Here is a 13,223-nt window from a genome sequence, read left to right as displayed (position 1 = left end):
CACTTACAGACTATTCACGTAATTTTTAATGGATGAGATCAGATCAGACTGTTTTCTTATATAGGGCTGGAACGTCAGCTCCTCTATGCAAGGAATTAGCTTTTGCAAATCAGCCTGACTCTCCGCGACGGCCACATAGCCGTTATCCTGAAAAACCTTGGAGATCTCAAGCTGATGGTCATCCACATGCTCGCCCCATTCTTTCCGGCGTGGAATGACGATCACCGGCTTGCCACGTTCGAGCGAATTCGTAATGGAGCCAACACCCGCATGAGAGATAATGCATCTGCTGCGCTCCACATATTCATTCATCTCTTCCTGCGTGAGGAAAGGAATCATAGTGAAATTTCGCGGCTGATACTCGGTATATCCGGATTGGGCAACAACCTCTTCTTCAATTATTCCTGCCTCAATCGCCTCATCAATAAGCTCAAACATCCGATTGAAGGGGAAACGCTGGGTTCCAACGATAGCAAATATCAAAACAAAGCCCCCCTGTACTTCGCATTGGGATAGCTATCCTGCAACGTTTCCCATTGGATGAAGAACTCATCCGAGATTTTGTACATCAATCTCCCGGTTGCGCTGGAGGAATAGATCTTGGCATAACTTTCGATATAAATCAGCTTGGCACCGAAGATTTTACCGATGAGGCAAAAAGGATAGGTAGCTCCCGCCCCTGTTGTAATGATCACCTTTGGACGCTCACGCAGATATAGAAAGAACGACTTGATAATATTAGCCACAAAGATTAGCAAGAACATCGCATTTTTACGCTCTTGCTGCATTAAGAAGTATACTTTGCCCTGAGACGATTCTACTTTTCTGCTTTTATTCTTCTCGGTAATCAGGAAATAATCATGTTCTTCAACCGCAGGAATAATTTTGGTTAATTCATCAAAATGACCGCCTGTAGAACTGATCAAACAGACCTTCATGTTCTAATCTCCTTTGAAAAGGATACGTCCTTGGCTCGCTGTATCTGTATATCCACTTCTGCTTCAGCCCCTGACTTGGAATGAACTCCATTTCCCGTAGCATATAACGCGTTCAGGAAGATACAGAATGGAGCAATCAGATGAACCGTGGACAGGGTATTGTCAAAAAAGGAATAGGTCAGGAAACCGATAATCATTCCGGCAAAATACAACCGGATCATGCCGCTCAACCGGAAGTACACGGCCCGGAACACCAGCAGCAGCGCTAGAAACAACAGGATGGCTCCAACTAAACCGCCATCGTAATAAAAACGAATGTATTCATTATGCGGAACGACGAATCCAGAAAAGATACTTCCATCATTCGCTACGAGAGTTGAGCCGAGTCCACGTCCAAATATCGGATACTCATTTGCTTTGCCAATAAAATAATTCCAGGCTACATCCCTTCCCGACAAGCCTTTGCTCTCTGACCTCATCTCATAATTGTCCCACTGCGCAATCACCATATAGGCCACAGCGACAACGAACAGAATGAGAGGAATAATGGCACTGACTCTGCCTTTGATGAAGGCTTTCAGTTGATCAAAAAGATAGACCAGTATAATCGGAATAAGCGCAATAAGCGGCCCCCTTGTTCCCGTCTGGACCAGAATAACCAGATGTGTCAAGGTAAGCATGTAATACAGAACAACCTGATGGCCTTGCTTGATCTGAATCAGACAGACACAGATGGAGATAAAACACAACATGGCCAGATGCGCGGCGATGTTAGCTCCTTGTAACCGGGTTACACCCGACATCTCCAGGTTAGTAATGGACAATATGCCGGCGAGTTGCAGAATATAACCACCAGCAAGACTGAACAGCGGCAACCATGCGAGTACACGTATAATTCGTTGACTGATCTCTCTTGAAAAATGGGGCATCAGCAACAAAAAAGGAACAATGACTCCCAGAAAGGCCTTGAATGGATCGAGCGGACTAACCTTGCTGGGCAGATCAGATAGAAAATAACTCTCTACAAATAAAAAACCAATCGCCAGTGCAGGATATATCAACTCTTTGCGAATACCAAAGCGTAAAAAAAGAGAGACGACAAAACCCAGAATCGCCAGCTTGTAGAAGGACAGCGAATCCAGTCCTGCCAGATGAATGCTAAATATTTTATCAATGGACAATGAGAAACTTACAATGAGAATCATAAAAATCCAGCTGGGCTGTTTAATATAAACGCCCAGCAGAATCACAGCTATGAGTGCAACAACCGAGACTAGCGGAAGATAGATTGCTGCGAAGACAATTACCAGCGAAAAAAGAATGATATTAAACGACTTCATATTTAATGCAGCAAGTATACCGGTCTTTTGCATATCTGCTATGCCACCTCAAAGCCAGAATCGTGTTTCAAAACGCATCCTTCGAACCTACCAGCACCTTGAACGTTCTGAAGATAATTTTGATATCCACCATCATGCTGCGCTCACGGGCATACGTCAGATCCAGCTCCACCATTTCCTCAAAACCAACACTATTTCGACCGCTAACTTGCCATAATCCCGTACATCCCGGGATCATCTGAAGGCGTTGTCTGTCATAGGAAGTGTAGTTCTTCACTTCTCTGGGCAGAGCCGGTCTGGGTCCAACGAGACTCATCTCTCCTCTGAATACGTTCCACAACTGAGGCAGTTCATCCAGGCTGGTTTTCCGAATGAACTTGCCAATCCGGGTAATGCGGGGATCATTTTTCATTTTGAACATATTTCCATTCACTTCATTCTGATCAATCAATTGTTCCAGCAGATCTTCTGCATTCGCAACCATGGACCTGAATTTGTACATATGAAACTCTTTTCCATTCTGTCCGACCCGTACCTGACGAAAAAAAACAGACCCCTGCGGGGCCTCGATTTTGATCAGTAATCCGATGACCGCAAACAAGGGGCACAAAATGATCAAACCTATGAAAGAACCCAGCAAATCGAGCATTCTTTTCATAAATAGATACACTTTATCCGCATTTTGTCCTGACATCGTTGATGCATTGTACCCCAGACTTGGGTCCATAACAATCTCCGCTTCCTTCGTTTGGGGAGATGGACTCATTCAAACTCCCCCCCGGCTACATGTTCTACCGACTCTTTTTCCAGAATCTGTTGCAGAGCTTGCAGCATTGGAATTCTAAGTTCCTGTTTTTGCAGAGCGAAATCGATGGTTGTCAAAATGAATCCCAGTTTCTCGCCCACGTCATAACGTACTCCCTCGAAATCGTAAGCATACACTCCTTGTGTCTCATTTAAGCGCTGAATCGCATCTGTTAATTGAATCTCTCCCCCTTGACCAATCTCTTGTTGCTCCAGATGATCAAAAATCTCTGGACTCAGTACGTATCTCCCCATAATCGCCAGGTTGGAAGGCGCTGTGCCTTGGGCAGGTTTCTCTACGAACCTGAGAACCTCTGTCAAACGGCCATCCGATTGAAGCGGGTCCACAATGCCGTATCTGTCTGTTTGTTCAGCAAGTACGGTTTGTACGCCAACAATGGAATGTTGAACCTGATCATATTGATCAATCAATTGTTTGGTGCATGGCACTTCCGATACGACGATGTCATCTCCGAGCAACACGGCAAAAGGTTCGTCACCGATAAAGTTACGTGCACACCAGACAGCATGACCAAGTCCTTTGGCCTCTTTTTGTCTTATGTAGTGGATATCCACGTTAGAAGATTTGCGGACCTCTTCAAGCAAGCCCAGTTTCCCTTTTTCCAGCAAGTTGTGCTCCAGTTCAAAAGCGTTGTCGAAATGATCTTCAATTGCCCGTTTCCCTTTACCGGTTACGATGATGATGTCTTCAATTCCAGAGGCAATGGCTTCCTCAACGATATACTGTATAGTTGGTTTGTCCACAATAGGGAGCATTTCTTTGGGCATCGCTTTTGTGGCTGGCAAAAATCGTGTACCTAGTCCAGCTGCAGGAATGATTGCTTTTCTCACTTTTTTCATAAATACCACCCTATCCTCTTTTTTTTTAGTTTGATAAAAGTTGAACCAGGGCATCTAACCCGTCCTCACGTCATACCTTCGACGATTAACGTCTAAGGTTCATTGAACCCACAGCATGACCGAGTGCCTACAGTGATAAAGGTGCAGTAGACATTACCTGTTTACTTGGGAGCATTGGATGGAAGATTTACTTCTCTCCGTAACCCACCGGAACTGCAACGTTTTTGATATTGTTCAGGATTGCGCCCAGGATTCGAGCATTCACATGCTCCAGAGCAGCCTTGGTCTTCTTCACCAGTTCCTTCTTGACCTTGCCCGAGTTCACGACCAGCAGCACACCATCACACAGCGAACTCACAATGAGTGCATCCGTTACAGCGAGCACCGGCGGTGTATCAAACATGATGACATCATATTGATCCTCTAACTTCTCAATCAGCCTTTTCATCCGGTTGGAACCGATCATCTCGGAAGGGTTCGGCGGAATTGGGCCAGAAGTGAATAATTGGAGATTGTCGATGTAGCTCTCTCTAAGCACGTCTTCCACACTGTACTGATTAGACAGCACACTACTCAGACCGATATGATTCGGTACGGAAAACACCTGGTGCAAGGAAGGATTGCGCAGATCCGCATCGATCAGCAGAACTTTTTTGCCTTCCTGGGCATAGGTTACCGCCAGGTTGCTAATGGTTGTGGTCTTGCCTTCGCCGGATTCAGCGGAAGCCACCATGATTTTTTTGATATGACTGTCGATTGAGGAGAACTGGATGTTCGTCCGTAATTTACGGTATCCCTCCGAGATTTGAGATTTGGAGTTAAAATAGGTCACCAGACTGTTATTTTCATTGGTTTGCCGCGACATATTTGCCATCCCCCACTTTCTGTTGAGACACGTAATTTTTCGTATTTTTCAGATCATCTTTTTTCATTTTGGATATCACGGTAAGCACAGGCAGGCCCAGCTCTTTTTCAAGTTCAGTTTCGGATTTGAATGTGTCATCCAGATAATCCAGCAAGAATACGAGTGCAATCGCGAGCACAAGACCTGCGAACAGACTGACAATGATGCTTAATGTGGTTTTCATATTGATTGGAGATGCGTTACTATCCACTTTTGCTTCACTGAGGATAGCCACATTATCGATTTTCATAATTAGGGGGATTTGAGATTGGAACACGTTGGAGATGGCATTGACCGTTTTGGCGGCTTTTTCGTAGGTAGTCCCTTGTACAGTTATGCTCATCACTTGGGATTCGCTGGCTGTAGAGACGGAGGTGCTATTCATGAGTTGAGCAGAGGTTAAGCCTAAGTCCGGATACGTAGTAGCGACTTTATCCATAATGGCCGAAGATTTAATAATTTCTCTGTATGAGTTAATGAGTTTGATATTGGTTTGAATCATGCTAAAGTCCATCATCGCCTGGCCTTGAACGTTAGAGGTCTGGTTCACGATCAGTTTGGAACTTGCCTCATAGATGGGCTGGGTGAAGAAAATGCTTTTGACCCCTGCACCCACACCGGCTATCAAAGCAATTGCAACAATCAACCACAGTTTCTTTTGTAAGAGTCGAAAATATCCTTTCAGTTCCACTTTCATTCCTCCTATACGTTGTGATCTATCCTATGTAACTACCAGATGGACAGTAGCCATTTGCGAGGTTTCCAGCGTTCAGTGACCAGACACGAATTCGATAGAATGTGCGACGCATTCTCTGCCAGCCGCTTAACGGCTTCAGCTCCAAAACGACGCTCGATGGCCCGCTCCCCTTCACTTATGGCAAATGTCCTTTTGCACGTATCATGTGCATCTGATGAAATGAAATGAAACCCGTTTTCTTTACAAAAATGAAAACACCACTGCCGAACTTTCCGTCCGAAAAGCCCAGTGAAAGATTGAGCTGTGAGCTGACATAGTCCGCCCTGACTCAAGTAATCAGCCAACAACCTTGGCTTCTTCAAAATGACACGATTGCGTTCCGGATGAGCAATAATAGGGGTAATTCCCGCTATTCGTAATTCATGCAGTATCCTGGGGAACTGTGAGGGAATATGACCAAAGGGCAGTTCCAGCAACATGTAACGACTTCCGGCGAGTGTGCAGCACTTTCCTGCATATAAGTCTCCAATCAGGTTGTCATGCACCCTGATCTCCTGTCCGGGACGGATCTCCAGGCGAATGTTACGTTTGCGAAGTTCTGCATGAAGCAGGTTCACCGCCTGATTGACCACCATCGGTTCATTGTTGTATTGCCCGTTCAGGTGATGCGGAGTAGCAATAATGGAGGTAATTCCTGAGGCTGCCGCCTTCTCAGCCATCGCAACGGACTGCTCCATTCGAACAGGACCATCATCCAGGCCGGATAATATGTGGCAGTGCATTTCAACCATATCCAAACTTCCTGAAATAGTATGAGCCCCCTCGCCCCTTTATTCATTGCGCAAATGCTTTTGGTGTTAAAGAACTAATGCATAACGCTATGAAATATAGTAAAATGGCGTTAAGTACATGTTTTGTTCAGAAAATGTTAAGAATCGACTTGGAATTATATGGTGAAATCAATGTAATGATAGGGTTCCTGCTGAGTCTTTTGCTCTGTTGCCTTTTCATACTGAAAACGGGAAACCGCGGGAAACTGAACTTCAGTAAGCATTGTGTTTAACTGTCCAGTTATATATAGTTTCTGTTCGTGCTGAATATGCAAGTTTGAATGATACATTGTGAGTTCTCCGAAGGGCTGTTTCCATTGCAACCTTGCGTGAAGTCTTACACATACATGATGATCTTCAACATCCAAACCAATGAGCATTTCTGATGATACTGGCAAGTTCAGGTCGCTCAGGAAGGTGATTGCTTGAGTGTCCATTCCAAGTAACAGAACAGGGCGTCTTTTGCGGTCTACCATTTTCCCATGAAACTCCTGAATGTACATATGGACATTTAATTTCATATCAGCCCATTCCTGAATTATTGAATACATGGTTTCATTCCTTTAGAATGGATTAGCCTACATGGACTGCCTCTACTTCCTTCTCACAGGTATATGGTCCAGGCAACAAGGAGATACTTAAAATATTCCAAATGATACATTTTGTAACTCCATACGTCCAATTTACGATACAATACGTATCATGTCAAGCGGTATTTGGACATGGTTCTTTTGATTTACGACAATTTGAGATGTCCTTAGACAGACCTATTTACAAATGGAAATGGGTTAAAGGAAACACATGAGGAGTTACTCTTTTGCAGGAAAGCTGCCCTGATCAAACACTTGGCTCAGGATTGTTTCAATATATATTTGATGTCGTTCAGGGGGAAATAGCTTATGAGCTACGGAAATCGCATTGCTGAATTACGGGAACAGCGGGGACTTACTCAAGAAGAACTTGCGAGCTCCATTCATATCACCAGAGCTGCTCTCTCCCACTACGAGAAGAACCGTCGTAAACCGGATTTCGAAGTGTTAACGAGACTTGCTGACATCTTTGAGGTGTCTATTGATTATCTTATAGGACGTACAAAGCAAAGCGATGTCGTGATGGATGAAGACGTACGTGAATTCGTTGATACCTTGGAGTTATCGGATAAGGAAGTGTTGGAACGCTTCGATTTGATGATTGATGGGAAGTCCTTAACAGAAGAAGAGGCACGTCGTTTTATTGCGTTTGTCCGAATGGAACGCAGTATGGACTAAACCCGAAAAGAGGACCCAGTTCCTGAGAGATAACCTCTCTGGCTTCTGGGCTTTTTTTGTGTCTTAATTCCCTTTCATTCCATGCTTGTCTATTGTGTCAAGGACGCTTGTTGTTGACGGAGGATACGAAATGGGTCCAACGCTCCGGGTCGATTCCGCATTGCAGTAAAACTTTCATGATGTCCATCTGGGTTGCTTCGACTGGTTTACCTGTCGGCCTACGATCGTCCCTGTTTGGATGCTTCATATTCATTCCGCTAACCTCTCTTATCTTTATACTTTCCCTGCCCTCCAAAACTAGCCTTATTATACTTGAGAACGTTCTTCGATGTTGTCGTCTCATGGCGATAACGTTTTTTGAAGGGGTTCTAATTTTGTCGAAAGCAAAATAGGAGCAATATGGTGCCGGAATGGCAACCACATTGCTCCTATTATTCTTAATACAACCTGTTCATGCACTTATACCTTTGAACAAGGAAGTTATTAACCTCCAGTACGTGCAAGTTCACGCATATTCGCTTCAAATGCTGCAAGCAGCGCTGCTTCTCCCGTCAAACCTGTTGCCTGAATCCGTTCGATTTGTTCTGTCATACGTTTGAAGTCCTTCGGAATAACCCGAACGAACTGATTCAGCGCATCTTGCCAGTTATCCAGAACGCGCTGACCGACAGCACTTCCTGTATTGGCAACATGACGTTGAATCATGCCTCGCAGATCTGCACTTTCGGCCACATCTTCGATACGCTCCAAAAGAACCATTTCCAGATTACAACGTTTCAGGAATGTGCCTTCCGGATCATACACATAGGCAATACCTCCGGACATCCCTGCTGCAAAGTTACGACCTGTATCGCCCAGTACAACGACACGTCCACCTGTCATATACTCACAACCATGGTCGCCTACACCTTCAACGACGACTTTGGCGCCCGAGTTACGTACAGCAAATCGCTCACCCGCAATACCACGGATATACGCTTCGCCGCTTGTTGCTCCGTAGAGAGCCGTGTTACCGATAATGATGTTATCTTCCGCCTCAAACGTTGCTTTCGGAGAAGGCATCACGATCAGTTTACCTCCGGACAGTCCTTTACCTACGTAGTCATTGGAATCCCCTTCAACGGTCAAGGTCATACCTTTAGGTACAAAGGCCCCAAAGCTTTGTCCGGCAGAGCCGACAAATTTGAATTTAACCGTATCTTCAGGCAATCCTGCGAGTCCATATTTACGTGTGATCTCACTACCCAAAATGGTACCTACTGCACGGTTAACGTTTGTAATTGGAAGTACCGCTTCAACCGGTTGACCCGATTCAATAGCAGACTGTGCCAGTGGCAGCAATTGCTGCATATCCAGCGTTTCTTCCAATTGGTGGTTCTGATGCTGTGTGCGGTAACGTGCAGAGCCTTCCGGCATTTCAGGCACGTGCAGCAATACACACAGATCCACACCTTTTTTCTTCCAGTGATCTACGGCTTCTACCGTTTCGAGGCAATCTGTACGTCCAACCATCTCCTGAATGGTACGGAACCCAAGATCAGCCATGATCTCACGCACATCTTCAGCAACAAATCGCATGAAGTTAACCACATGAGCTGGATCACCCATATAATTTTTACGCAATTCCGGATTCTGTGTCGCTACACCAACCGGACAGGTATCCATCTGACAGACACGCATCATGATACAGCCAAGTGCAACGAGCGGTGCTGTAGAGAATCCATACTCTTCTGCTCCAAGCAAGGCAGCAATCGCCAGGTCACGGCCGTTAAGCATTTTGCCGTCTGTTTCGAGGACAACACGGTCACGCAGATTGTTCAGCATCAGCGTTTGATGTGTCTCTGCAAGACCTAGTTCCCAAGGCATACCTGCGTGGCGAATCGAACCTTGCGGTGATGCACCTGTACCACCGTCATAACCGCTGACGAGGATAATATCGGCACGGCCTTTGGCTACACCAGCTGCAATGGTACCCACGCCCACTTCCGATACAAGCTTCACGTTAATCTCAGCACGCGGATTGGCATTTTTCAAGTCATAGATCAACTCTGCCAAATCTTCGATTGAGTAGATATCGTGATGCGGTGGTGGCGAGATCAGACCTACACCCGGTGTAGATCCACGAACTTCAGCAACCCAAGGATACACTTTACGTCCTGGCAGTTGTCCACCTTCACCTGGTTTAGCTCCCTGAGCCATTTTGATCTGAATCTCGTCGGCATTAACCAAGTAGTTGGATGTAACACCAAAACGTCCGGATGCTACCTGTTTAATCGCACTGCGACGGGAATCCCCGTTGCTATCTTTAATGAAGCGAGCCGGATCTTCTCCACCTTCACCAGTATTGGATTTACCTCCAACACGGTTCATAGCGATGGCAAGATCTTCATGCGCCTCTTTACTGATCGAACCGAAGGACATTGCACCTGTTTTGAAACGACGCATGATATCTTCTACGGATTCAACTTCTTCGAGTGGAATGGAAGCTCCCACCGGTTTCAGTTTCAGCATGGAGCGAATGGTCAACAATTGATCATTCTCACCTTGTACAAGTTTGGAATATTTTTTATACAGCTTGTAATCCCCAGTGCGTACCGCATGTTGCAGGGTATGAATGGTTTGCGGATTGAACAGATGCTCTTCTCCGTCGTTACGCCATTGATAATCCCCACCGGAATCCAATACTTTATCGTTACCGTCTTTTTCCGTAAAGGCACGGTTATGATGTGTCAACGCTTCGGCTGCCACTTCTTCCAGCCCAATTCCACCGATACGGGAAGGTGTCCAGGTAAAGTAACGGTCAACGAAGTCTGATTTCAGACCTACCGCTTCGAAGATTTGAGCTCCACGATACGATTGAATCGTAGAAATCCCCATTTTGGACAACACTTTAGTAACGCCTTTGGTAGCTGCTTTAATGTAGTTTTTCACTGCTTTCTCATGCGAGATACCACGCAGCAACCCTTGCTGAATCATGTCATCCAGCGTTTCAAAAGCCAGATAAGGGTTCACGGCACTTACACCGTAACCCAGCAGCAACGCGTAGTGGTGAATATCACGCGGTTCTGCCGATTCGAGCATAATGCTGACTTTGGTTCTGGTTCCCTGGCGAATCAGATGGTGATGCAGACCTGCTACAGCAAGCAATGCAGGAATGGCAGCATTCTCTGCGTCCACACCGCGGTCAGACAGGATCAGAATGTTATGACCTTTGTCGATGACACGATCCGCAGCTTCGAAGAGCAAATCCATCGCTTTGCGAAGTCCTTCTGCTCCTTCCGCAGCGGTGAAGAAGATTGGAATCGTCATGGAGCGGAAGCCTGGGCGACGCACATGGCGAATCTTCGCAAAGTCTTCATTGGACAATACCGGTGTATCCAGACGGATCTGGCGACAGCTCTCCGGTTCTGGATTCAACAAGTTGCGCTCAGGTCCAATGGTTGTTGCCGTAGACGTCACAATCTCTTCACGGATTGCATCGATTGGCGGGTTGGTTACCTGGGCAAACATCTGTTTAAAGTAGTTGTACAGACGCTGCGGACGATCCGACAGCACAGCCAGCGGTGCATCATAACCCATCGAACCCGTAGCTTCCATACCTGTTGTTGCCATGGGCTCCAGGATTTTACGCAGTTCTTCAAATGTATAACCATATGCCAGCTGAAGCTGGGTCACGTTATCATGTTTTGGATCAGGAAGTTCCGGTGCTTCCGGCAACTCGCTCAGATCCATCAAATGCTCATCAAGCCAATCCTGATACGGATTCTCGGCTGCAATGATTGCTTTTACTTCCTCATCCGCGATGATGCGGCCTTCTTGTGTATCCACAAGCAACATCCGACCTGGACGCAGACGATCTTTATACAGGATCTCTTCCGGTGCGATATCAAGTACCCCAACTTCGGAGGACAGGATAATACGGTCATCCTTGGTTACATAATAACGAGCTGGACGCAAACCGTTACGGTCAAGTGTTGCACCAATTTGCAAACCATCTGTGAAGGCCATTGCTGCTGGTCCATCCCAAGGCTCCATCATTGTGCTGTGATATTCATAAAATGCTTTTTTGGCAGGGTCCATGCCTTCATCTGTGCTCCAAGGTTCAGGAACCATCATCATGGCCACGTGTGGCAGAGAACGGCCGCTCAGATACAGGAACTCCAGTGTGTTATCAAACATGGCTGTATCCGAACCGTCCGGATTGATGACCGGTTTTACTTTGGCGATGTCGTCACCAAACAATTCACTCTCGAACAAGGACTGTCTAGCATGCATCCAGTTCACGTTACCACGCATCGTGTTGATCTCACCGTTGTGGATCATGAAGCGATACGGGTGGGCACGTTCCCAGCTTGGGAAGGTGTTTGTACTGAAACGGGAATGCACAAGTGCAATAGCCGATTCAACAAGGTCTTGCTGCAGATCCAGATAGAACTCTCCTACCTGTTCCGTTGTCAGCATGCCTTTATATACAATTTTGCGACAAGACAAGCTTGGAAGGTAGAATGAACCGCCTTCTGCTTCATCTGCCGAATAACGAATAGCCAGCTCAGCGCGTCTGCGAATAACATACAGCTTACGCTCGAATCCAAGCTCATCTTTCACATCTGCGGATCTTCCAATGAACACCTGACGTACATAAGGTTTCGCTGCAAGCGCAGAACGGCCAAGCATTTCATCAAAAGTAGGAACATCCCGGAAACCCAGGAACGTCTGTCCTTCTTCTTCAATAATCTTCTTAAGGCTCTCTTCATGTGCACTACGAATGGCAGGGTCTTGGGAAAGGAACAACATCCCTACGCCATAGAACCCCTGTTCTGGCAATGCAAAACCAAGACGTTCCGCTTCCTGTGCAAAATAGCGATGTGGAATCTGAATCAGGATACCTGCTCCGTCGCCGGAATTCGGTTCACTTCCCTGTCCTCCACGGTGCTCCATGTTACTGAGCATGGTGAGCGCCTGACTAACGATATCGTGTGAAGGTACTCCTTTGATGTTGGCAACAAAACCCATTCCGCATGCGTCTTTTTCGAACTGCGGGTCATACAGACCCTGTTTTGGAGGTAATCCGATGTGTCTCATGGAACGCAACCTTTCTATAATGAAGTATTTCGGAAAGATCAAGAACATAGGCAACAGGCAACAATGAAACGGGAGGAGCTGGCCTTTCGCTTGCGATAGAGCCTGCTAGATAGAAGAGGTGACAGTATGAGACTGTCAAAAATAATGCCTGCTATTGGGCAGAAGCAATTGAATGAGATGAGCTGATCCGGACGATCCGGCAAACAGCATGTATAAATCAACACGCAGCCGCTGGCACGGCTACTGAAATGGAGCGACGTTTTTTTGATATAGTTCTATTATTTTAACACCGACCTAACATCAGCGCAATTTAAACTTTTTAATACCTCTGATAAGAAATGTTTTGCAGTACAGCTTTACAGTAGTGACGTTTAAATTCATCTCTTTTTCGAATAATTATACACTTTTTATGCCAGAGTACAACTGAATTAAATTGCTGACAGAAGAAAATCGTTCCATGTGCGGCCTAGGTTTATCCATAATTCCACCAAATTTTCAC

12 protein-coding genes are annotated in these 13,223 nt (G+C 45.9%); 1 reads left to right on the top strand and 11 read right to left on the bottom strand.

The genetic code is table 11. The annotated features are described in order from the left end of the window. Positions 1 to 3 precede the first annotated feature (3 nt). The 9 genes from pssE to V6669_RS06480 form a co-directional block, all read right to left on the bottom strand. The gene (gene pssE / locus V6669_RS06520; protein WP_338591949.1) at positions 4 to 483 is read right to left on the bottom strand and encodes a PssE/Cps14G family polysaccharide biosynthesis glycosyltransferase; all 480 of its coding nucleotides are present in this window, start codon (positions 481 to 483) and stop codon (positions 4 to 6) included. After that, on the bottom strand, positions 480 to 938 hold the full coding sequence (gene pssD, locus V6669_RS06515; RefSeq protein WP_036668906.1) for a PssD/Cps14F family polysaccharide biosynthesis glycosyltransferase: 459 nt from the start codon (positions 936 to 938) through the stop codon (positions 480 to 482). Before pssD ends, pssE begins: the two co-directional genes overlap by 4 nt. Beyond that, positions 935 to 2,311, bottom strand: a complete 1,377-nt coding sequence (locus V6669_RS06510) for an O-antigen ligase family protein (protein ID WP_338591943.1) — start codon at positions 2,309 to 2,311, stop codon at positions 935 to 937. Before V6669_RS06510 ends, pssD begins: the two co-directional genes overlap by 4 nt. A gap of 34 nt (positions 2,312 to 2,345) precedes the next feature. Next, the gene (locus tag V6669_RS06505; RefSeq protein WP_047844154.1) at positions 2,346 to 3,005 is read right to left on the bottom strand and encodes a sugar transferase; all 660 of its coding nucleotides are present in this window, start codon (positions 3,003 to 3,005) and stop codon (positions 2,346 to 2,348) included. 35 nt (positions 3,006 to 3,040) lie between these two features. Continuing rightward, the gene (gene galU / locus V6669_RS06500) at positions 3,041 to 3,943 is read right to left on the bottom strand and encodes a UTP--glucose-1-phosphate uridylyltransferase GalU (RefSeq protein ID WP_338591940.1); all 903 of its coding nucleotides are present in this window, start codon (positions 3,941 to 3,943) and stop codon (positions 3,041 to 3,043) included. A 187-nt stretch (positions 3,944 to 4,130) separates the two neighbouring features. Beyond that, positions 4,131 to 4,808, bottom strand: coding sequence for a CpsD/CapB family tyrosine-protein kinase (locus tag V6669_RS06495; protein ID WP_221819114.1), 678 nt, complete (start codon positions 4,806 to 4,808; stop codon positions 4,131 to 4,133). After that, complete coding sequence (locus tag V6669_RS06490) at positions 4,789 to 5,538, bottom strand: Wzz/FepE/Etk N-terminal domain-containing protein (protein WP_017690124.1); 750 nt, start codon at positions 5,536 to 5,538, stop codon at positions 4,789 to 4,791. The genes V6669_RS06495 and V6669_RS06490 overlap by 20 nt, the downstream gene beginning before the upstream one ends. Positions 5,539 to 5,576: 38 nt before the next feature. Further along, entirely contained in the window at positions 5,577 to 6,335 is a 759-nt protein-coding gene (locus V6669_RS06485) for a CpsB/CapC family capsule biosynthesis tyrosine phosphatase (protein ID WP_105597655.1), read from the bottom strand. 155 nt (positions 6,336 to 6,490) lie between these two features. Continuing rightward, complete coding sequence (locus V6669_RS06480; protein ID WP_338591932.1) at positions 6,491 to 6,895, bottom strand: hypothetical protein; 405 nt, start codon at positions 6,893 to 6,895, stop codon at positions 6,491 to 6,493. 378 nt (positions 6,896 to 7,273) lie between these two features. Here V6669_RS06480 and V6669_RS06475 point away from each other — a divergent pair, with 378 nt between their 5' ends. Beyond that, complete coding sequence (locus tag V6669_RS06475) at positions 7,274 to 7,642, top strand: helix-turn-helix transcriptional regulator (RefSeq protein WP_017690127.1); 369 nt, start codon at positions 7,274 to 7,276, stop codon at positions 7,640 to 7,642. A 97-nt stretch (positions 7,643 to 7,739) separates the two neighbouring features. Here V6669_RS06475 and V6669_RS06470 read toward each other — a convergent pair whose 3' ends face one another. Next, positions 7,740 to 7,895, bottom strand: a complete 156-nt coding sequence (locus tag V6669_RS06470; RefSeq protein ID WP_221819112.1) for a hypothetical protein — start codon at positions 7,893 to 7,895, stop codon at positions 7,740 to 7,742. 230 nt (positions 7,896 to 8,125) lie between these two features. Next, positions 8,126 to 12,724, bottom strand: a complete 4,599-nt coding sequence (gene gltB / locus V6669_RS06465) for a glutamate synthase large subunit (protein ID WP_338591929.1) — start codon at positions 12,722 to 12,724, stop codon at positions 8,126 to 8,128. Between the last annotated feature and the right edge of the window lie 499 nt (positions 12,725 to 13,223).

This window comes from Paenibacillus sp. Y5S-9 (assembly GCF_036894235.1).
Taxonomy (GTDB): domain Bacteria; phylum Bacillota; class Bacilli; order Paenibacillales; family Paenibacillaceae; genus Paenibacillus.
The sequence above is the reverse complement of the archived record's forward strand: the minus strand, read 5'-3'. Positions and strand labels throughout refer to the sequence as shown.

Coding starts and splice junctions, on each gene's coding strand:
- V6669_RS06485 (WP_105597655.1), bottom strand. CDS start 6,335: ATGGTTGAAATGCACTGCCACATATTATCCGGCCTGGATGATGGTCCT.
- pssD (WP_036668906.1), bottom strand. CDS start 938: ATGAAGGTCTGTTTGATCAGTTCTACAGGCGGTCATTTTGATGAATTA.
- V6669_RS06510 (WP_338591943.1), bottom strand. CDS start 2,311: ATGCAAAAGACCGGTATACTTGCTGCATTAAATATGAAGTCGTTTAAT.
- V6669_RS06480 (WP_338591932.1), bottom strand. CDS start 6,895: ATGAAATTAAATGTCCATATGTACATTCAGGAGTTTCATGGGAAAATG.
- V6669_RS06470 (WP_221819112.1), bottom strand. CDS start 7,895: ATGAATATGAAGCATCCAAACAGGGACGATCGTAGGCCGACAGGTAAA.
- galU (WP_338591940.1), bottom strand. CDS start 3,943: ATGAAAAAAGTGAGAAAAGCAATCATTCCTGCAGCTGGACTAGGTACA.
- V6669_RS06505 (WP_047844154.1), bottom strand. CDS start 3,005: ATGGACCCAAGTCTGGGGTACAATGCATCAACGATGTCAGGACAAAAT.
- gltB (WP_338591929.1), bottom strand. CDS start 12,724: ATGAGACACATCGGATTACCTCCAAAACAGGGTCTGTATGACCCGCAG.
- V6669_RS06495 (WP_221819114.1), bottom strand. CDS start 4,808: ATGTCGCGGCAAACCAATGAAAATAACAGTCTGGTGACCTATTTTAAC.
- V6669_RS06475 (WP_017690127.1), top strand. CDS start 7,274: ATGAGCTACGGAAATCGCATTGCTGAATTACGGGAACAGCGGGGACTT.